Origin of the sequence: Thiofilum sp. (assembly GCF_016711335.1) — a bacterium.
GTDB lineage: Bacteria > Pseudomonadota > Gammaproteobacteria > Thiotrichales > Thiotrichaceae > Thiofilum.
On sequence record NZ_JADJTF010000001.1, the window covers coordinates 2087261 to 2107909 of the forward strand.

Sequence of the window (20649 nt, forward strand, 5' to 3'; positions counted from 1 at the left end):
CTTGGTTAACCCTATCAGTAAACTTATTTAACGCTTTTTTATTTTTCGGCAGGTGTGGGGGGGTGCGCGTGGCGTACCCTTAGAAGTTAGGCACACCACTAGCCTAGTCAAACGATGGACATTCAAGGCAATGTACGCGGACATCACCCTAAATGTCCGTATACATCGGGCTAACTACACATGAAAAGCTAATTACTGGCTAATTTCCGCTTAATTTCCGGCTCACTTCTTACGCTTAGCCAGCTTATTGAGTGCATGGGCAATCTCATACTCTTGGATAGTGTCCGCCTCGCTTCCATCCAGATTAAAACGTTTACCGCCTTCAGCGACCGCTTGCAGGTAGAAACGGTTAGCGGTATGCCATTCTAATAATTTCAGCACCACGCGCTTAGATGCACTCAGATGATGCTTGCCCACATGCTGAAACACTTGACGCTCAAAGTTCAAAGCCAGTGGTTTACGTTCACGCCACATCGGGAAGGCATTTAGGCTAGCGTCCAGCTCTTTAGCGCGTATGTCACTCGGTGGCTTAATGTTTTTTTTCTTAGGTGGCTTAGGTTTGGCGGGTTTCTTAAGCGCGTTGGTCGTGGTGGGCTTAGTGCCTGTAGGTGGGGCTTGGTCTGCTGTTGAGTCTGGCTTAGGTTTGGGTAACTTCTTGGCACGGTAAAAGTCTGTGCCTTTTTCCGGCTTGACTTCCTGTAGTTTGTCCTTAGTCAGTACGCGCTTGCCGCTGCGTTGAATCGGCTGTTCTGGTACTGGCTTAGTAGGTTCTGGAGGTGGAGTAGTTGCAGGCGCAACTCTACGAATAATCTTAAGCGTCTTTTTGGGTTGGTCTGTCATATTAGTACTCGCATCGATTGCAAGATTTTCGCTACTGGCTTTTATCTTCAAATGTTACGAATTAAGAGTACTGCTATTTCGTAACATCCCAAGGCACTGAGGCTCGGTAGCGTGTTGTAGGGCTAGGAGTAAAAGATCACTACAGGTCTAGCTCACTATGACTACCTAAACGCACTAATTGCAGCGTTTGAGCGTCTGGCTTGCGGTAGATTAACAATAAATCAGGGTGAACATGACATTCTCGAAAGTCTACCCAATCGCCTGTCAAGGCATGATCACGGTAAGACTCTGGCAACAGTTCATCATTGGATAACTTCCAAAGTACTTCGATTAACGCACTATCTAGCTCACCATGCCGTCTAAAGTCACGCTTAAACGCATTGGTACGTTCAATCTTTCTCATGTAAGTCTGCCATCAAGTCATCAATACTATTAAAGGCTTTTAATTGACCTTTCCGCGCTTCTAACATGGCTTGCACGGTTTCGGCATTAGGTTCACGCAATTCAAAGGGAAAACGATGTTCACGCGCAATCTTGGTAAGCATTAAGCGCACCGCATCGGATACAGTCAAGCCCATAGTAGCCAGTACTTGAGCGGCTTCTTGCTTGATGGATTCATCAACGCGAGTAGTAACAAGAGCATTAGCAGTCATAAAATGTATATCATCTGATTAACAATAATAGCCAGTCTAGCATAGTTCACACCATTTTATAGATTACCTTGCTCTAACAAGGTATCCGCAATCCAATTAAGCGGCTCTTTCTTAGTCTCTACGTCACTAATCACATAGCCTAGGGTCACGTCGGAGCCGTCGGTATGATTCAATAAACGCTTGATAATATACGAATCCATCCCGCCGCTATGCGCCAGCGTGCTAAAGGTGCGCCTTAAATCGTGTAGCGCCCAATGCCTACCGGTACGCTGCCTAATCGCCTTCACCACGGCATCAATATGCTGCAAAGGTCGCTCACCATCGGTCGCACGGAATACCAAACCCGCTTGATAAGGGGTCTGCTGTTGCCAGACTTGCAATAGGGTCTTAGTCGCTGGTGTGAGGGGCAAAGTATGGCGCTTGCCGTTTTTAGTCTGTTCTAGGGTGATCGTGTCGCGTTCAAAATCAATCTTGTCCCACGTCAACAAGCTGCATTCTGTACGCCGATAACCATTAAACAGCACCAATAAGAAATACACCCTAGCCACGGCTGCCAATTTGCCGCCGTACCATTGGGGCAAGGTATTAACCGCCTCTAGCCACTGTTTGAGGTCATGTTCTGAGAGATAAGTTTCTTTACGTGGAACCTTATTCCATGATCGTGTATGGCTCAAGTGCTCGACCGGATTTGAGGTAATCAAGGGTTCATGATGCACATTTTTATATTCGCGCTTAGCAAAATTGAATAATGATCGTAATACCCGCGCTTCATTGTCCGCCCGTGCCTTGGATTCCTGAGAGCGTTCAGCGTGGCGTTGTTCTACCTTTTTTTCATTAATCGCCGTAATAGGTTCAGACAACCAGTCGGGAAAGCCCACTCGCAAACAGCGTTCATAGTCATCAATCGTGGTTTGTCGGAGCTTGCGCCGTGCTTTGAGATAATCATGAAATACCTGTTGCAGGGTTGGAACCCATACGGGGCTAGGTATTGGGCTAGGAGCTGGGTTAGGAGCTGGATTAGGAGCTGGATTAGGTATTGGGCTAGGAGCTGCACCTAATGCCCTCGCTATGACAGGGTGCTGAATTTGCTCTTTCACTAACTCACCTAGTACTAAAATAGCCAGTTCACGCGCTTGCACCGGTGTCATTATCGGGTACTCACCTAGATAGACCGCCTTGGTTTCGCCATTAATGGATTTTCTAACCTTGAATATTTTTTTACCTTTGGGTGATACCACCACCAATAGACCATTGACCGCCGTGTCGTAGACATTGCGAGGCTTGCCGTTCTCACTAGGCTTTAAAGCGTCTAACGTGCGCTTAGTAAAATTGATTTTTTCAGGCATGGCTTAAAGTTCGGTATTAGTTCGCCTTATATCATAGCCTTGTTTTACGGTTTGTCAGTAGTTTGACGTAAAATTGACAGTCAATGAATTAATAATACACTTCTTAAGTCAGGTCTTGAGGTTTATGTGTGATTAAGTAGGCTTAACATTATAAAGGAATAAATAGCAGTAAAATCAGTTGCTTAAAATCCCTCGGATGGTGACATCCGTGCCGGTTCGACTCCGGCTCTGGGCACTTCTTAGTATTCCTCTTAAGCAATTAACGTTTTTTAGTGATTTGTTTGTATATATAGCTATTAGCTTCACAACTTCAAAAATCAAACCATCTACTTTTGCCCTCAATTAAATAACATTTTACTCTAGTCAAACAAACAGTTAAGCGTTATAACAAGCACTTAATATAACTTATCTGCTGGGAGAGTGCTATGAAGAGGTGGGTTGATGCCCTCATTAAGCCTTTTTGGGTGAGCAGTTTTTTATTAATTTCAGTGCTACTGTGTATTTTCACAGCGATTATTGCTCTGTATCAAGTCATTTCAATAGGTCAACACTCTCCTCAAGAATCAATTGTTAAACCTAACGGTAATTTTTCACTTTATAGTTTAGAAGCTTATATTAATGAAAATACGGTAAAAGAAGATATTCTAATTACTACCATCAGCATTTTATTAATAGTTATAGTGTTATTATTGGTTATTGTAATGGCACAGCTTTATTTATGGTCATTAGATAAAAACAAACTCACTAATTTTAAAGAGTCTGGTATTGTATTTGAGCGTTTAGAATTACTAGAGGGTAATAGAGTAAGAGTAGACAATGTGGAAATTTCCCTAAATAAATCACAAATGCAGACCTTAAGTCAGCTAATAAAATCCAGTAAAGAGGGACGCTTATTACATGCGATTGATATTAATAAAGATAATGGCGCTGTTATGATTAAGCGTTTAAGAGATGAGTTAGGAGGACGTTTATTAGAGAAAACGCTTATTATTAATCAACATGGTCAGGGGTATCGTATTAATCTAAAACCGCATGCAGTAGTTATCGATCATTGCACTACGGAGTGGGTTTAGAGAGTTGCTTAAATTCCTTTTCACTAATCACTTTCCAACCTGATTTAAGAATAGTATCTAAGGCATTAGCTTTGCACTTTTCTAGGTTTTTACCTTGATCTTGATGTTTATCCTCTTTGAGTTCCACGCGCTCAATCGTTCTAATCCAATTACGTTCAGGATAAATTTTTTTAGCAATATAAATTAGCTCACACCTGACCCCCTCGTTATTAGCCACTAAGCTAGGGTGATAGATTAATAATAAAAAAATCATTGCCCTTAATACTAAACTATTCATATTCACTAATACTTTGATTATTTTATAGGCTCTCATTATAGTGATTTGGCTCTTGTTAGTCTATAACAACCGTTTAGCTTGCCTAGTTAGCAGATAATATCTAGCTGTTAGATAGATAAAGCTTCGATTAAATAGTATAACAATAGTCCTCTAGTTCAATATATCTATTACTCAGTGATCTTATTAGACAGTGAGGAGTTCAAAGCAATTAACTTGGGGAGTAGATAAAATGGGCTTTGAGAATGTAGGGAAAACATGGCTAGTAGAAGAGTTACAAGATTATCTAGTTTCTTTAGGGGTTAAACCTAGTTGGTGTAAAGCTATTACTTTACATCATACTTATGCACCTTCTTTAGCACAGCGTCCTAATGGTTTAACCACTCAGCATATTAATAATATTCAGCATTTTTATGAAACCGATTGTAATATGAGTAGTGGCCCGCATTTTTTTGTGGATGATAAAAGGATTTTAGGTATGAGCGATCCCTTAAGAACAGGTGCTCATGCAAGGAGTTTTAATGGTTTTTCTTTAGGTATTGAAGTTTTAGGTAATTATGATACTGAAGATCCTTTAAATGGTCGTGGACTAAATTGCTGGCTCAATGCAGCACAGTTAACTGCCATTTTAGCCAATTGGTTAGGGCTTAGTATTACTGAAACGACTATCAAGTTTCACAGGGAAGACCCTAAAACTCAAAAAACCTGCCCCGGCACTAAAGTCAATAAAGCATGGTTTATAGATTTGGTACGTCAAAGTACTCTATCTAGTACACAACAGCTTGAAAAACCTGATGTTGGTATGCCTTGGACTGAGTGGGATTTTCGTGGTGAGCGTTGGTGTGTGCCTTTATACCGTTTTCTTACCGCAAAAACGGTTCAGTCTAATAGTATTATTGCCAAATTAAAATTTGAGGATGGTAAGTTTTATTATGGTGAGGAGTTATTAGAAGGGGCTTATTATCTCGATGCTCGTAGTGCTGTGCAGCCTAATCAATGCACTTGGGTTCCTGCTTATGAGGCATTAGATTTAGTCCGAATCGAGTTAAATAGCTCTTCGACTATAGGTGCACGTTCATTGATGCGCTCCATGAGCAAAGCCTCTTATTCGCAGGATTTAGGCGCAATACTACTGCTAGATGCGAGTTTAGGATTAGCTCATAAAGGACTATTGCAGGAGGATTTATTACCAGCAAGATCTATTGAGCTTATTGATACTCCCCCTGAGACGGATGAGAAACCAGCGCCCCCAGAAATAGAGTCATTTTGTGATATACCAGAGGGCGAACAGGATATTGAGCCTGCATATCATTTAACTGATATGCCTACTGCCAAAGGCATGCATATGAAAGCCTATACAGCAGAGGCTTTAAGTAGGAGCAGTACTAATATCTTTCAGGGTAATGGTCAAGATAAAGTTATTAGGTTGACTGATATTAATACTACTACTCATCCTGTCAAACTTTATTTGGTAGGTCAATTTGGTAAATTAACTTTAGATGGTTTAGTGATTACAGGTAAAACTATTACTATAGAGTCTTATCAAAATAATTTTGTTAATCTTAAAAGACTTGAGATTAATAATTCACAAGGTTTAGTGATAAATGGTTTAAATAAAATCTTGGTTAGTAGTCAAGCGGCTCAAGCCAGTGAGGTAAATTCCCCATTAGTTGCTGTAAATAGTAAGAACTGTACTGTAACAGGATTAATAGTACAGTCTGTTAATACATCAGCACAGTGGCAACCTAGAGATTGGCGCACCAAAGCGAAAAAAGGTATTATCGTTGCAGGTGAAAACTGTTTGATTAGTAAAAATGCTATTACTAATGTGCGTGTAGGGATAGAGGCTTTAGCCGCTAATACAAAAATAGTGGATAATAAAATTCATAATTTTTGTGATGATGGTATTAGACCTTTAGCAGATGGATGTAGTGTGACTAATAACGATATTCGTTATGCTAAAAATAGTCAGGAAAATAATCATTGTGATGCTATCCAAATGTGGAAGTATAAAGCAGCCGATTTAAATACCTCTATTTTAAAAGGCATCACGATTAATAATAATACGATTTATAATATTACACCTAGCTATCCTGATGATATAACTTTCTTCATGCAGGGCATTGTATGCTTTAATGGGCGCTTACAAGATAGTGTTATCAAAGATAATTTGATTATTAATGATCATGAGCATGGCATTAGTGTGAGAAATGCTAGAAATTGCCAAATCATCGGTAATAAGATTTTAAGTAGTCGTCCTACTATTGTACAAAACTGGTTAATGTTAGGTGTGCCATTAGCGGCTCAAGTAGCTAGTTGTGTTAATAATAAAGTAGTGGACAATAAAGCGCTGACTTATAGACTGACTACCTCTATGGTGAGTCAATCAGCTAATAATGAAACGCTGACCTTAGATCAAGTTGAGGAATTATTGGAGGACTTGTTAGAGGAATTGCCTGCTTAGTGTGTAGTTAAATTTCTGAAATCTTAAGAGGTTTCTAGGCAAGTGTTGAGTACCGCGTCATCCTTGGTTTAGTGATAAAGCAGGAGCTAATAAGATGACAAAGTACTCAACGTTTTTAGTGTTAGGTTTTAGTTTGCTGAGTGCTCAGTGGGTAGCGGCTGAGGATGAGTTGTTTTTAGGGGCTGCTCTACAGGTGGAGCCTTCGATTTACAAAGACGGCAAAGATCAAGTCAAATTCAGTGGTTTTAGATTGGATCGTGAGGGTTTTTATCTCCCCGGCCCTTCGCTCAATGTCTACCGTTCCTCGACTAACCGTACCTATATCGGTGCAGGCTTAGATGAGTGGGATCATAAACGCGGTAAAAGCAATGTGACTTCAGGCATGGATAGCCTTGATCGTGCTATCAATTTGCGCGCGGGCACTGCATGGAAAGGACGTGCGGGTGTAGTGGGGTTGGATGTCACGCATGATTTTAATGCGCATAAGGGTAATCAGGTGCGGCTGCGTTATGTTAAGCCTATACCAGCGGGTCGAGCCTTATGGTTGCCGCAAGTATCAGTGCAGTGGCTAGACAAAGATGTGAGTAATTACTACTTTGGGGTGAAAGCGAGTGAGTCCACTGCAACACGCCCGACTTATCAGCTCGGTTCTACTCAAGTACTCAAAGCGGGTGTCGATGTTGAGTTTCCTTTGTCGCGTAATCTTGCCATGATCAGTGGTGTGGGAGTCACGGCTTATGATAGCGCTATTAAAGATAGTCCCTTAGTGGAAAAAGGCTCTGCCCCTTATGCCAAAATTGGGTTGGCTTATAAGTTTCGTTGAAATGAATGAGAGTAGCTTAGAGCTAGCCCGTTGGGTATGTTTTTGGAAGAGTCTTGGCGGCAAGGATGCTGCCTTGAAGCCTACAGGGATGTACTTGCGGCGTCTCTGGAAAAAACGTACCCAACGGGCTAGCGTTAGTTCAAATACCTGAGTTAGTACAAGTTAGGTCACAGCAGCCCGCTTTTGGTATTCAGGTCTATCCCATAGGTTTTTATTAATCACTTCTTCCAATACAGCAACGGCTTGCAGCACATCTGACTCATCGATATATAAAGGTGTAAAGCCAAAACGCATAATATCGGGTGCTCTAAAATCCCCAATCACTCCCCTTGCAATGAGTGCCTGCATTGCTGCATAACCGTGCTCGAAATGGAAGGATACTTGTGAGCCTCTTTGAGTCGCATCACGCGGGCTAGCTAAAGTTAAACTAGGGCAACGTGCTTCCACCTCACGTATAAATAACTCGCTTAATTGAATAGAGCTAGCTCGCACTTCCATCATATCCACACCCTCCCACGCATCGAGTGCGGCGTCTAGGATAGCTAGGGCAATAATCGGAGGTGTACCCACGCGCATACGCTCCACCCCTTGTGCAGGGCGATAATCTAAATCAAAAGCAAACGGTGCATCATGCCCCATCCAGCCCGATAAGGCAGGCCAAGGCTTATTAGCATGCTGAGGCGCTACATAAATAAAAGCGGGTGCACCTGGGCCACCATTTAAATATTTATAGGTACAACCGACGGCAAAATCGGCTTGAGCCTCTAGTAGATGTACCGGAATGGCGCCTGCTGAATGGGCTAAGTCCCACACCGTAATAATGCCTTTAGCATGCGCTAGTGCAGTCAAACGCTGCATATCATGTTTGCGTCCAGTGCGATAATCGACTTCAGTTAGCATCAAGACTGCCACACTTTCATCGATTAGGCTTTCTACCTCATCAGGCTGGGGAACTTTTAATGTATAACCCTTATCCAGCAAACGTACTAAACCATCGGCAATATAGAGATCCGAAGGAAAATTACCACTATCTGACACAATCACACGCCGCTCAGGATTGAGTGATAAAGCCGCTGCTAAGGCTTGATAGACTTTGATTGAAAGAGTATCACCCATCATCACCGAACCCACAGGCGCACCTATTAAACGTGCCACTCGATTAGCGACTCGATTAGGTAAATGCATCCAATCCGACTCATTCCAACCTTTAATCAGTTGTTGTCCCCATTGATCAAAAATGACTGTTTGAGCGCGAGCCAGAGCAGCTTTGGGTAACATACCTAATGAGTTACCATCTAAATAAATCACGCCATCGGGAATATGGAACAGGGTTTTAGTGGTGGCAAAAGAAGTCATAGCGCTTTCCTAGTGGTGAGGTGTAGCGGTGATGCTAATGCTTTAGAACGGGTAGTACAATTCCAAAACATAAACATAGTCTATCGATTACGCTTGTACGGGAAATTGCTATCAGTAGCGGAACTAATGATTGACAGCTTCAGTCTGACCGGATATTGAAAGCCATTTGATTCACTGCAAACTATAAGACTCACCCCTCTGTACACGACAAAACCACTAACTTATTGATTTAGCATGTTTGTCATGGAGATGGTGAAAGTCCACCGCTCCTATGTTTTACTCTCTAGTTACCACACAGGAGAGCAAAATGGATCTGAGCGATGGACTACGTGACAGTTTAAAAGCCCACTTGAGTTGGGGCAAGCCCCGTTTGGATTGTTTTGTGGGAATGCTGCATACTTTGCTGAGTGCGCGACAAATGAATTTGGCGTTGTTGGCGGTACACATAGATTCTGACACCGACATTGGTTCCCGCTATCGACGGATGCAACGCTTTTTTAGCCAAGTGTTCTTTAATTACAATGACATTGCCCATTTTCTTATGGGAATGTTCGCCTTTAGTGGTCAACAATACTACCTCACACTCGACAGAACCAACTGGAAATGGGGCAAATCCAACCTCAATCTCCTGACTTTGGCGGTTGTTTACCAAGGTGCGGCTATCCCCGTTTACTGGATGGTGTTGAACAAACGCGGTAATTCTAACCAACGTGAACGTATTGCCCTGCTGCAACGATTTATCAGCCAATTCGGGCGCAACAACATCTTGGGTGTGTTGGCTGACCGTGAGTTTATTGGTGGTCAATGGTGGAAGTGGTTGTCTTCCAAAGAGATTCCCTACTTGATTCGTATCAAGGGTAATCAGTTGATGACCGACAAACACAAAAAAGAGGCGCATGTCCGCTCGCTGTTTGCCAACCTCAAGCCGGGTAAACGGCGCGTTCTCCGTCACCGTCGCGACGTTAGCGGGGAATGGGTTTGGCTCAGTGGCTCAAAGCTGCCCAGTGGTGAGTTGTTGATTATCGCCAGCAACCACTACACGGCTGATCCCATTGGCACTTATCGGCTACGTTGGGAAATTGAAAACCTGTTCCAATGCTTGAAAGGGCGTGGTTTTCACATGGAAGCCACTCACTTCACCAAACCCCTCGCATCAAAAAGATGATGGCGTTGCTTGCCATTGGCTTCTGTTGGGCGCACAAAGTCGGCGAATGGAAGGAAAAAGCCGTCAAGCCTTTGAAGACGAAAAAACATGGACGCAAAGAGCAAAGTGTCTTCCGTTACGGCTTGGACTACTTGACCGATTTATTGAATGGAAGGGTACGGGAAAAAGTGGATAGGCTTAGGCTGCTGCTTCTGTTCCTTTGTCCACCACAATTCATGGCGATCGAGGATGGACGGATGAAACTCAGGCGATTTTCTTTTGAAAAAGATTCAATGAGTTAAGCGAATTGTCGTGTACAGAGGACTCACCCATCATGTAACGCGCTTAAATTGATATTCACATTATAAAAATCACCGTATTGCTAGGTACTTAGACGCTACTAATCTAAGCAATGCTGTTATGAATGCTATTTAGGATGATGGTTATGCGTTATATCAAATACCCGCGTACCCCCCATTTGCCTTGGTCACGTTCGGTGACGGCTGGTGATATTTACTCGCTCGATTTAGATCATTTCGTTGGGCGTGAGGTGGTGATTACAGAAAAAATGGATGGTGAAAATACCACGCTTTATACCGATCATATTCATGCCCGCTCGTTAGATAGTCAGCATCACCCTTCGCGCGATTGGGTGAAGCGTTGGCATCACACGATTGCGCATGAAATCCCACAGGGGTGGCGCATTTGTGGGGAAAATATGTATGCCCAACATTCCATCGAGTACTTTGAGCTGGAAAGCTATTTTTACGGCTTTTCAATATGGAATGAACGCAATGAATGTTTGAGCTGGATTGAGACTAAAGAGTGGTTTGCACTACTAGGTATTGTCGCACCCCCTGTTTTGCATCAGGGCATTTGGGATGAAAGCTATTTGCGCAGCTTAGTACTCGATACCCAAAAGGTTGAGGGTTATGTGGTGCGCTTAGCAGCGAGTTTTCATTATGATCAATTTGCTCAGTCTGTCGCCAAGTGGGTCAGACCGCGCCATGTGCAAACCGATCAGCATTGGATGTTTGCAGCTGTGCAACCTAACCATTTACGAGGTGATGTATGAAACGTGCTCAATGGTTGCAACAACTTGCACAAGCAGCGACACCCAATTTAGAGGAGTGTATTGAGTATTTAGGCTCGACTTGTGAGTGGTTGTATGAGTTTAAGCATACTCCACAGGATGCTGAGTGGCACGCTGAGGGTAATGTCCATATTCATACTCAAATGGTGCTGGATGAGTTGTATCAATTACTCAAAACACAGGCTAGGCATATCACCGGAGAGCGACGCCAAGCACTCATTTTAGGCGCTGTGCTCCACGATATTGCTAAACCCGTACAAACCAAACCTATGTTATTACAAGGCAAGGAGCGCATTGGAGCACCCCAACATGAAACAGTGGGGCGTTCCTATTTAGCACCGCGCATCATGGAGTGGGAGTTACCTTTCAATGTGCTGTGGCAAGTACTGCATTTAGTGGGCGAACACCATATGCCCAAGCATTTAGCCTTAAAAGAGTCTCAAGTTGCTGCCTATTGGCGCTTAGCGCGTCAGGTCGATCTAGAGTTGCTCTATTGGCTAGAGGTCGCCGATATGCGCGGGCGTATTTGTCCCGATCTAGAGTGGCAACTCATGTGTTTGGATGAGTTTAGAAATCAAGCGCAATGTTTTGCTTGTTGGGGTGATAACCCTCTACCTAAGCATATTGCTACGCGGATGAATAATCTAAGCCCTAAAGCACAGCGCTATGTCTATGCCTATAGTTTGGCAGCCTTGGAGCAGGGTGAGTTGCGCATGGTCGAGGAGGTGATTAGTAAAACCTATGCGCACCGTGAACACTATGCTCATTTAGTTATGACGGTGGGGTTAAGTGGTTCGGGCAAATCGACTTGGCTAGAACGACATTATCCCGATTATGAAGTGATCTCGTTGGATGAGTTACGCGAGCAATTTAATGGTAAACGTAATAGCCAAAAACACAGTGGTCAGATTATTCAAGCCGCCAAAGCGCAGCTCAAAGCAGCCTTACGAGAAAAACGCGGTGTGGTGTGGGATGCTACCAATTTAAGAGCTGAGTTACGGGCGCAGATTTTAGACTTAGGGCGCGATTATCATGCCTTAATCACTCTGGCGGTATTTTTATTGCCGCTTAAAGTGCTTGATAAGCAAAATAATCAGCGTGAGTATGGTGTGGCTCAAAGTGTATTAGAGCGTCAGATAGAGCAGTTTCAATTACCCAACTTAACGGAAGCCCATCAGTATCAAGTGATAGGCGAGAATGGAGTACTCTTATATGAATCAGGGAATTGGAGTACGCTCTAGCTATTAGGAGTACTGATGTACTCCTAATTTTACTCTTGGTTAAGGCATGATTATTTTTTGCAAGTTATCAATAGCGAGGTATGAGTATGTTACGAATCGTATTAGCGAGTGCAGTAGTGAGTTTAGGTTTAGCGCTTCAGAATGTACAAGCGGCGGATGAAATGGTTAGAGCGGGGGATGTGATTGATGCGCTCACCGCCGATTGGAATGATGATGGCTCAATGGATCGTGCGATTTTAGTCACCAATAAAGAAACGGACCAAGCTGATTTATACCTCTATGTAGGGGGCGAAGCGGCGAATGAGTTTAAGCTGGATCTAGTGCGTAAAGATGCGGTTTGGGTGGGGGGTATGTGGGGTACATTACCGAGCTTAGAATTATCGAAAAAGGGTTCGTTATTAATCAAATCTGCCAATGAAGCCATTGGGCGTAATCGTTGGAACCAGACTATTACTGTAGCCTATCGTAATAATAATTTTGTAGCAGCAGGGTTTACGTATAACGACTATGACACTTTAGAGCCTAATGCCGCAGGCACACAGTGCGATGTGAATTTATTAACGGGTAAGGGCACACTGAATGGCAAAGCTATTACCGTTAAAGATAAAGCACCTTTACTCAAGGATTGGCAAATGGATGGTCTATTAGATGCGTGTAAAGTGGGGGGCTAGTCATCTAATCTGGTAAGGGTGAGGTTTAATCACCCTTATCGATTTAGACTTTTAAACCGGTGTAGTGGGTGAAAAACGATAGCCTGCACCCCGTACTGTTTGGATAAAATCGTCATAGCCAAAAGGCATGAGGATTTTACGTAGACGCAAAATATGTACATCCACCGTGCGCTCTTCCACATATACACTAGGGCCCCACGCTTGTTTTAATAGCTGCTCACGACTATAAACGCGCTCTGGATGTTGGAGGAAAAACTTTAATAAGCGAAATTCAGTCGGGCCTAAATCTAAGGTTTCGTGACCAATATACACCCGATGACTGTGAATATCTAAAGTCAAATCACGACAAGTCAAGGTGGCGGGTGGCAATTGCGGCTGCACTCTTCTCCAGACGGCACGCATGCGAGCCAGTAATTCGGCAGGAGAAAAGGGCTTACTCATATAGTCATCTGCACCGGAATTTAAGCCAGCAATTTTATCCGCTTCGTCGGCGCGAGCGGTGAGCATAATAATCGGAATATGGCTTAAATTAACATGGCGCTTAAAACGACGGGTGAGTTCTAAGCCCGTTAAATCCGGCAACATCCAATCCATTAAAATCATATCCGGTTGTTGTTGCGCTAAAATCTCTTGGGCAGCGCGTCCACAATCCGCTTCTAATAAGGTATGTCCTACGCGCTCTAAGGTGTAAGCCACTAATTGGCGGATCGGTGCTTCATCTTCAATGATTAACACAGTATTCATATTAATCTTTCTCAGCTTTGAATGATTCAGCTATTAGAGCGCAAACATATAACACAAAGATGACAAAAGTCGCTAAAATACGTGATTAGCTTTGATTTTCTGAAACAATGGGGGCGTGGCGAGCAGGGAAGCTAGCTTGGAAAATGGTTTCACCCACACGGCTTTTAATGGTTAAGTAGCCTTGATGATTTTGAATCACATGCTTCACAATCGATAACCCCAAACCGGTACCCCCCCGTTCACGCGAGCGTCCGGTATCCACGCGATAAAAGCGCTCGGTGAGATGCGCAATATGTTCTTCGGGAATGCCAGGGCCATTATCAGTTACCGTCAAGGCAGCATAATCCTTATTCAGTCGTTCCCAACGCACCACGATATGAGTACCAGCGGGGGTATGCTTAATCGCATTATCCATTAAATTAGTAATAGCGCTGGTGAGTTCACTCTCAACGCCCATAATGGTGAGATTAGGTTCAATATAGGTTTCTAAGGTATGTGATTGTGCCGCTAAAGTATCGGTCAGGGCTTGGCTGGTATTTTTAAGAATGTCCGGTACATTGACCTCGCGTAATGGAATATGGGTACGTTCCATAGTTTCTAATTTAGAAAGGGTCAGCATATCGCTAATGATTTGCTGCATACGCAAGGTTTGTTCACGGGATTGCTGGATTGCCATAGCTAAATGCTGGGGAACCTCAGGATCTTCCTGCATGAGTTCGAGATAACCACTGACTACGGTCAAAGGGGTGCGCAATTCGTGTGAGGCATTGGCAATAAAGGCTTTGCGCGTATGTTGCAATTGAATACGTTGACTAATATCGCGCACATTAAGCAGCCATAGACCCCGCTCCACAGGCAAAATACGCGCTTGTAATGTAGCTTGAGCATTACGGGGCGAAATAAACTGAATCGCGTCCTCGGTATCCATAGTATTAAGCGCTTTGGCAATCTCTGGGGCGCGTAATAGATTATCAATGCGTTGCCCAACATCGGTTTGGTCGTTAATACCCATCAGTTCAAATGCCATATTATTCGTCCATTGAATAATATGTTGATCATCAAACAAAATGACCGCATCGGGTAGGGCGGAAATAATATTATTAAGGCGTTGCAAGAGTTCTTCTTGTTTTTGCTTACGCTTAATACTTTTTTGGCGCGAGCGATTGATCAAGGTAACAATTTGTTCCCAAGCTCCGTCACTATCCGGTAACTCATCGGGTTTGAAATCATGCACTAGCCATAATTGTAATTGGCGCAGCTTATATAAAAACCACGCGATATAGCCTAACGCGGTGGCTAACAACGAGATTAACCAGTAGCCAGTGATGAACCCCAGCATAAGAGCTAGCACCACGCCACCGATCAGACGGCGTATTTCAATCGACCAATAGGCTTGCATAAGTTAGGTATTGTCCTGTTCAAACCGATAGCCAGCGCCACGCACCGTTTGAATATAGTGATCTACTTCGTAGGGTTTTAAGGCTTTGCGCAGGCGCAAGATATGTACATCCACCGTGCGCTCTTCTAAGTACTTACTCTGCCCCCAAACAAAATCTAAGAGTTGGGCGCGTGAATAGACTCGACCGGGATGCTGCATAAAGAATTCTAACAAGCGGAATTCTGTCAAGCCAATAGCCACAGGCATTTGATCAATACGCAATTGATAAGACGCTTGATCTAAAGCGAGGCGACCTATGCGTAATACGGTTTCTTCATTAAAACCAATGCTACGGCGCAGCAAGGCTTTAATACGGGCGCTAAGCACCTTCATAGAAACGGGTTTAGTGAGGTAGTCATCCGCGCCATGATCAAGCCCCTGAATCATATTTTCTTCATCCGCCTTGGCGGTCAACATAATAGCCGGTACATCATGCGTCAGTTCCTCAGCTCGCAACCGTTTAATCAGTTCAGGACCTGATAAATCCGGCAGCATCCAATCCACTAACATTAAATCAGGTACACGTTCGGCAATTAAAGTACGTGCCTCTTTAGCATTCGCGGCTTCAGAGATTTCATAGCCCTCGCGCTCTAAAGCAAATTTCACCATCTGGCGAATCGGGGCTTCATCTTCAATGAGTAAAATATGTTTCTTCATGATAGGGGAGTGTAATGCTGAATTATGACAGTTTTATGTCATTAAACTGTCATAAGGCTGTGGATGCGACCTAAAATAGGCTAAAGATGAAAGGTTTAAGGTTATTCCTCAGTTTGCCCCTTAGACGAGGCACGTTGGGCATAGAAATCAGTAACAAACTGTTCAAACTCACCTTGATCTAAAGCAGCACGCATACCACGCATCAGTTCTTGGTAATAGTACAGGTTATGAATAGTATTGAGACGTGCTCCTAAAATCTCATTACATTTATCTAAGTGATGTAAATAAGCCCGCGAATAGTGTTGGCAGGTATAGCAACCGCATTGTTCGTCAATGGGGCGAGTATCAGTCTTATTCACGCTATTACGAATTTTAAGCTGTCCGTAGCGGGTAAACAGAAAACCATTTCGTGCATTACGTGTAGGAATCACACAATCAAACATATCAATCCCGCGCCGAACCCCCTCGACAATATCCTCAGGTTTGCCGACGCCCATTAAATAGCGGGGCTTATCGGTGGGAAGTAAAGGAACGGTTGCTTCTAAAATGCGATCCCGATCTTCTTTAGGCTCACCCACTGCCAAGCCACCTACGGCATAGCCATCAAAATCTATAGCTTGCAAACCTTTGGCTGAGATTTTGCGTAAGTCCTCATAAACACCACCTTGAACGATACCAAAGAGTGCAGAAGGATTACCCTCATGAGCATTTTTACTGCGTCGCGCCCAGCGCAGTGATAATTCCATTGAAGTTTTAGCTTCCTCAAAGGTCGCAGGATAGGGGGTGCATTCATCAAAAATCATCACAATATCTGACCCTAATTCGCGCTGCACTTGCATAGATGATTCAGGGGTCATGAGGATTTTATTGCCATTAACCGGAGATTGGAAATGCACCCCTTCCTCGGTGATTTTGCGCATTTGTGCCAATGAGAACACTTGAAAGCCACCCGAATCGGTCAAAATCGGTTTATCCCAGTGCATAAACTCATGTAAATCACCCTTGAGGCGCACTATTTCCGTTCCGGGGCGCAGCATTAGGTGAAAGGTATTACCCAAAATAATTTCCGCGCCTAGTCCTTTGAGTTCTTCGGGGGTCATGGCTTTTACCGTGCCATAAGTTCCAACGGGCATAAAAGCAGGGGTTTGTACTGTACCGCGCGGGAAAGTGAGCTGACCGCGACGCGCAGCACCTTGAGTGTTAAAGAGGGTAAATTGCAAGTGCGACATTGCTAGCTTCCAAGCACTTAAAAATAAACGCGCATCATACCTAATTTAGGTAGCACTAGGGGTAGTGTTGAGTAAATTTTACCTAATCTGGCTAGGTTTTGATGAAAATCAATGCCTATCTCTCTAGTGGGGCATTGTGGTTTTAATACTACACTGTCAGGATGGATTCATACCTTAAATTTTGTAGGTTTTCTAGGAGGAAAAATAACGATGTTAAATGCTCGTCTCGTGAGTCTATCACTCTTAATCTCAACTACCTGTTTCTCTTCAATAGCTTTTGCCACTAATGGTTTAGCGCCTACTGGTTTAGGTATGGCACACCGTTCTATGGGGGGAGCAGCGGTCGCTAATCCTATTAATACTACCAGCATGGCCACTAACCCAGCCGCTGCCTCATTTATTCCCGATGGGTATGATGTGGGGTTGGAGGTGTTTAAGCCTAAGCGTTCAGTAGTAGATCGTACTACTAATACAGAGTATAGCGGTAATAAAAAGTCCACTTTTTACGTACCTGAAGGTGGTTATAAGCGTTCGCTTAGTAAAGGTATGGCAGCTGGTATTGTTATCTACGGTAACGGAGGAATGAATACAGGTTATGCTAATCTTAACTCGCCTCCTTTTATGTCAAGTGATGTAGGTGTGGATTACCAACAACTTTTCGTGTCTCCTACTATAAGCTTTAAAATGGGTGAGACTCAGGCTGTAGGGCTTTCGTTAAATGGAGTTTATCAAAAGTTTAAAGCAGAGGGATTAAGCAGTTTCACAGCTCCTGGTTTTAGTGTCGATTCTAATTCGGTCACGAATAACGGATACGACTCTTCGACGGGTGTGGGGGGCACAATTGGGTGGCAGGGGCAATTAAGTCCGCGTGTAAGTGCGGGTATTTCATATCGTAGTAAAGTAAAAATGGGCAAGCTTGACAAGTATAAGGGGTTATTAGCTAATGGTGGAGAGTTTGATGTACCAGCTGCTACTACAGTAGGCTTAAGTTTTAAGGCAACCCGTAAAACAACTGTAGCAATGGATATACAGCACATTGAGTATAATAAATTAGCTTCTGTAGGTAATACGTCCACAAGTTTTGGGTCTGCCCAACTAGGTTCGAATGGAGGCCCAGGATTCGGCTGGCAAAACCAAACTATTTACAAGTTGGGTGTTAAACACCAAATGACCCCTACTACTGCTCTAATGGCAGGTTATAACTACGGTAAGTCACCGGTTAAAAGTACCGAGACTACTTTTAACGTTTTAGCACCTGCTACATCAGAGCGACATTTATCTCTGGGAGCAGAATTTAAATTATCACCTAAATCAGATCTGACAGTAAGTTACGTTCATGCCTTTGAGAAGGAAATTCAAGGTGCTGGCGTCTCGCCAGTAGGTTTAGATATGTATAATTTAAAAATGGATCAGAACATACTTGGGTTTGCCTATAGCCGCCGTTTCTGAGAAATTTTTTTAAAAACTTTACTGTAAAAAGCCTGCTAAGTGAGCAGGCTTTTTATTTTAAGCTTACACTGTGGCTAGATTGCCCTTAGTTTCTAGCCACTGCTTACGATCCGCCGCGCGTTTTTTCGAGAGCAACATATCCATAAGCGTATCAGCCGTTTCAGCTTCTTCCAGAGCCAATCGCACTAAGCGTCGTGTATCGGGGGTCATAGTAGTTTCACGCAGTTGTAGCGGATTCATTTCACCCAAGCCCTTAAAACGAGTCACGGTAATCGTACCGCGCTTCTTCTCAGCCGCTATTACTTCAAGCCGTGATTGTTTTTCCGCATCATCCAAGGCGTAATACACTTCCTTACCTATATCAATGCGATACAGGGGAGGCATAGCGACATATACATGACCTGCTGCAACAAGGGGACGGAAATGCTTTACAAACAAAGCACATAATAAAGTAGCAATATGCGCTCCATCCGAATCCGCATCGGCGAGAATACAAATCTTGCCATAGCGTAATTGTGACAAGTCGGTACTGCCCGGATCGACCCCTAAAGCGACTGCTATATCATGCACTTCTTGCGAGGCTAGTACTTGTTCTGCATCGACCTCCCACGTATTAAGAATCTTACCCCGCAGCGGCATAATAGCCTGAAACTCACGATCTCGTGCTTGCTTAGCCGAGCCTCCGGCTGAATCACCTTCGACTAAAAATAATTCAGTACGCAAAATATCTTGTGAGGCACAATCTGCTAGTTTCCCCGGTAAAGCAGGACCGGCGGTCACGCGTTTACGTACCACCTTTTTGCTAGAACGTTGCCGCCGATTGGCATTACTGATAGCGAGTTGGGCTAATTGCTCACCTACTTCAGTATTTTGATTGAGATAAAGCGCAAAGGCATCCTTTATAGTCGCAGCGACAAACCCAGCCGCCTCCCGCGAAGACAGACGCTCTTTCGTTTGTCCCGCAAATTGGGGGTCTTGCATTTTAAGTGACAACACATAGGCAATATTTTCCCACACATCATCAGGTGTCAGCTTTAATCCACGTGGAAGCAGGTTACGAAATTCACAAAATTCCCTTAGCGCATCGGTCACACCTGTGCGTAAACCATTGACATGAGTACCGCCTTGCATCGTAGGAATCAGGTTGACATAGCTTTCTTGAATCGCTGTTCCCCCTTCGGGAAGCCATGTTAGTGCACAATCCAAGGCTTGAGTGGTAGCTTTGAGCGAGCTAGTAAAGGCTTTTTCAGGTAAAGTAATAAATTCACTTACAGCCTCCAGTAAATAGTCACGTAAGCCATTTTCATAGTGCCATTCAGTCGTTTCGGGTATCGTTTCTGATTGATCAGTGAAGCGTACTTTTAGACCCGGACATAATACAGCTTTGGCTTTTAGAGTATGACGCAGACGACTTACACTAAATTTGGCACTGTCAAAGTATTGAGCATTAGGCCAAAAATGAACCTTAGTCCCCGTATCTTTTTTAGTCGTTGCACCTGTGACCATTAGCTCACTGGCTTTATAGCCATTGGCAAAGTTCATGTTATAGACTTTACCTTCACGCTTAATGGTGACTTGTAAGCGTTCAGATAGGGCATTGACGACTGAGACACCGACACCGTGTAGCCCACCAGAGAATTGGTAATTATCGGTAGAAAATTTACCGCCTGCATGTAAGGTACATAGAATAACTTCCACTCCCGGAAGTTTTTGCTCAGGATGAAGGTCAACCGGCATACCACGCCCATTATCAGTGACTGATAAAGAGCCATCGCTGTACAAGATTACATCAATAAAGTTGGCATGACCCGCTAGCGCTTCGTCGACGCTATTATCAATAACTTCTTGTGCAAGATGATTAGGACGGGTAGTATCAGTATACATGCCCGGACGTTTGCGTACAGGATCTAATCCTGTTAATACTTCAATAGAAGCAGCGCCATAAGTAGTAGTGTCGGTCATAGGTGTTATAGTGCTTTTTAAACTATTACAATAATTATCAATCAGCTAATTAAGCTGGAGAAGTGGTGATTATTATTCGATTGAGTAAAGTTAGTATACGCTTTTTACTCTAAAAATACCGAAAAGTAAAAAATTACACTAAAATTTTTGGGTTAACTTAACCACCTCTTAATCATTACTTGTTATACTAGA

21 protein-coding genes are annotated in these 20649 nt (G+C 43.5%); 10 read left to right on the forward strand and 11 right to left on the reverse strand.

Annotated features, from left to right (window positions below):
* Positions 1 to 222 precede the first annotated feature (222 nt).
* The 4 genes from IPL34_RS09990 to IPL34_RS10005 form a co-directional block, all read right to left on the reverse strand.
* The gene (locus tag IPL34_RS09990; protein ID WP_296841269.1) at positions 223 to 840 is read right to left on the reverse strand and encodes a ProQ/FINO family protein; all 618 of its coding nucleotides are present in this window, start codon (positions 838 to 840) and stop codon (positions 223 to 225) included.
* A 139-nt stretch (positions 841 to 979) separates the two neighbouring features.
* Positions 980 to 1243 (reverse strand): type II toxin-antitoxin system YafQ family toxin, encoded by a 264-nt coding sequence (locus IPL34_RS09995; RefSeq protein WP_296841270.1) that lies wholly within the window; start codon positions 1241 to 1243, stop codon positions 980 to 982.
* Positions 1230 to 1493, reverse strand: coding sequence for a type II toxin-antitoxin system RelB/DinJ family antitoxin (locus tag IPL34_RS10000; protein WP_296841271.1), 264 nt, complete (start codon positions 1491 to 1493; stop codon positions 1230 to 1232). Before IPL34_RS10000 ends, IPL34_RS09995 begins: the two co-directional genes overlap by 14 nt.
* Before the next feature lie 56 nt (positions 1494 to 1549).
* Entirely contained in the window at positions 1550 to 2839 is a 1290-nt protein-coding gene (locus IPL34_RS10005) for an integrase family protein (RefSeq protein ID WP_296841272.1), read from the reverse strand.
* Between the two features lie 425 nt (positions 2840 to 3264).
* Here IPL34_RS10005 and IPL34_RS10010 point away from each other — a divergent pair, with 425 nt between their 5' ends.
* Positions 3265 to 3912, forward strand: coding sequence for a hypothetical protein (locus IPL34_RS10010; protein WP_296841273.1), 648 nt, complete (start codon positions 3265 to 3267; stop codon positions 3910 to 3912).
* Here IPL34_RS10010 and IPL34_RS10015 read toward each other — a convergent pair.
* Positions 3896 to 4189, reverse strand: coding sequence for a hypothetical protein (locus IPL34_RS10015; protein WP_296841275.1), 294 nt, complete (start codon positions 4187 to 4189; stop codon positions 3896 to 3898). The genes IPL34_RS10010 and IPL34_RS10015 overlap by 17 nt on opposite strands.
* Positions 4190 to 4418: 229 nt before the next feature.
* Between IPL34_RS10015 and IPL34_RS10020 the strand changes: the two genes are divergently transcribed.
* From IPL34_RS10020 to IPL34_RS10030, 3 genes are all read left to right on the forward strand, one after another.
* Positions 4419 to 6650 carry an N-acetylmuramoyl-L-alanine amidase gene (locus IPL34_RS10020; RefSeq protein WP_296841277.1) on the forward strand — a complete coding sequence of 744 codons (2232 nt, stop codon included), beginning with the start codon at positions 4419 to 4421 and terminating at the stop codon, positions 6648 to 6650.
* Positions 6651 to 6744: 94 nt separating this feature from the next.
* On the forward strand, positions 6745 to 7473 hold the full coding sequence (locus IPL34_RS10025; RefSeq protein WP_296841279.1) for a MipA/OmpV family protein: 729 nt from the start codon (positions 6745 to 6747) through the stop codon (positions 7471 to 7473).
* Between the two features lies 1 nt (position 7474).
* A complete protein-coding gene (locus IPL34_RS10030) occupies positions 7475 to 7624 on the forward strand; it encodes a hypothetical protein (protein WP_296841281.1) in 150 nt (49 codons plus the stop codon).
* A gap of 11 nt (positions 7625 to 7635) precedes the next feature.
* Here the strand turns inward: IPL34_RS10030 and kynU are convergent, their stop codons facing one another.
* On the reverse strand, positions 7636 to 8829 hold the full coding sequence (gene kynU, locus IPL34_RS10035; protein ID WP_296841283.1) for a kynureninase: 1194 nt from the start codon (positions 8827 to 8829) through the stop codon (positions 7636 to 7638).
* A 307-nt stretch (positions 8830 to 9136) separates the two neighbouring features.
* On the opposite strand from kynU, the gene IPL34_RS10040 reads away from it, so the two are divergent.
* The 5 genes from IPL34_RS10040 to IPL34_RS10060 all read left to right on the forward strand — a co-directional run bounded on the left by IPL34_RS10040 (position 9137) and on the right by IPL34_RS10060 (position 12978).
* On the forward strand, positions 9137 to 9994 hold the full coding sequence (locus IPL34_RS10040; protein ID WP_296837415.1) for an IS4 family transposase: 858 nt from the start codon (positions 9137 to 9139) through the stop codon (positions 9992 to 9994).
* Positions 9991 to 10275 carry a hypothetical protein gene (locus IPL34_RS10045; protein ID WP_296835791.1) on the forward strand — a complete coding sequence of 95 codons (285 nt, stop codon included), beginning with the start codon at positions 9991 to 9993 and terminating at the stop codon, positions 10273 to 10275. The genes IPL34_RS10040 and IPL34_RS10045 overlap by 4 nt, the downstream gene beginning before the upstream one ends.
* Positions 10276 to 10418: 143 nt before the next feature.
* Positions 10419 to 11048 carry an RNA ligase family protein gene (locus IPL34_RS10050; protein WP_296841286.1) on the forward strand — a complete coding sequence of 210 codons (630 nt, stop codon included), beginning with the start codon at positions 10419 to 10421 and terminating at the stop codon, positions 11046 to 11048.
* Positions 11045 to 12307 (forward strand): AAA family ATPase, encoded by a 1263-nt coding sequence (locus tag IPL34_RS10055; RefSeq protein WP_296841287.1) that lies wholly within the window; start codon positions 11045 to 11047, stop codon positions 12305 to 12307. The genes IPL34_RS10050 and IPL34_RS10055 overlap by 4 nt, the downstream gene beginning before the upstream one ends.
* 86 nt (positions 12308 to 12393) lie before the next feature.
* The gene (locus IPL34_RS10060) at positions 12394 to 12978 is read left to right on the forward strand and encodes a hypothetical protein (RefSeq protein ID WP_296841289.1); all 585 of its coding nucleotides are present in this window, start codon (positions 12394 to 12396) and stop codon (positions 12976 to 12978) included.
* A gap of 51 nt (positions 12979 to 13029) precedes the next feature.
* Here IPL34_RS10060 and phoB (IPL34_RS10065) read toward each other — a convergent pair whose 3' ends face one another.
* From phoB (IPL34_RS10065) to tgt, 4 genes are all read right to left on the reverse strand, one after another.
* Complete coding sequence (gene phoB / locus IPL34_RS10065) at positions 13030 to 13728, reverse strand: phosphate regulon transcriptional regulator PhoB (RefSeq protein WP_366931096.1); 699 nt, start codon at positions 13726 to 13728, stop codon at positions 13030 to 13032.
* 79 nt (positions 13729 to 13807) lie between these two features.
* Complete coding sequence (phoR, locus tag IPL34_RS10070) at positions 13808 to 15121, reverse strand: phosphate regulon sensor histidine kinase PhoR (protein ID WP_296841292.1); 1314 nt, start codon at positions 15119 to 15121, stop codon at positions 13808 to 13810.
* Between the two features lie 3 nt (positions 15122 to 15124).
* Positions 15125 to 15820, reverse strand: a complete 696-nt coding sequence (gene phoB, locus IPL34_RS10075) for a phosphate regulon transcriptional regulator PhoB (RefSeq protein WP_366931097.1) — start codon at positions 15818 to 15820, stop codon at positions 15125 to 15127.
* Between the two features lie 98 nt (positions 15821 to 15918).
* On the reverse strand, positions 15919 to 17046 hold the full coding sequence (gene tgt, locus IPL34_RS10080) for a tRNA guanosine(34) transglycosylase Tgt (protein ID WP_296841297.1): 1128 nt from the start codon (positions 17044 to 17046) through the stop codon (positions 15919 to 15921).
* Between the two features lie 111 nt (positions 17047 to 17157).
* Here tgt and IPL34_RS10085 point away from each other — a divergent pair, with 111 nt between their 5' ends.
* A complete protein-coding gene (locus IPL34_RS10085) occupies positions 17158 to 18495 on the forward strand; it encodes an outer membrane protein transport protein (RefSeq protein WP_296841299.1) in 1338 nt (445 codons plus the stop codon).
* Between the two features lie 63 nt (positions 18496 to 18558).
* Here the strand turns inward: IPL34_RS10085 and parE are convergent, their stop codons facing one another.
* Positions 18559 to 20457 carry a DNA topoisomerase IV subunit B gene (parE, locus tag IPL34_RS10090; protein WP_296841301.1) on the reverse strand — a complete coding sequence of 633 codons (1899 nt, stop codon included), beginning with the start codon at positions 20455 to 20457 and terminating at the stop codon, positions 18559 to 18561.
* Positions 20458 to 20649: the final 192 nt, after the last annotated feature.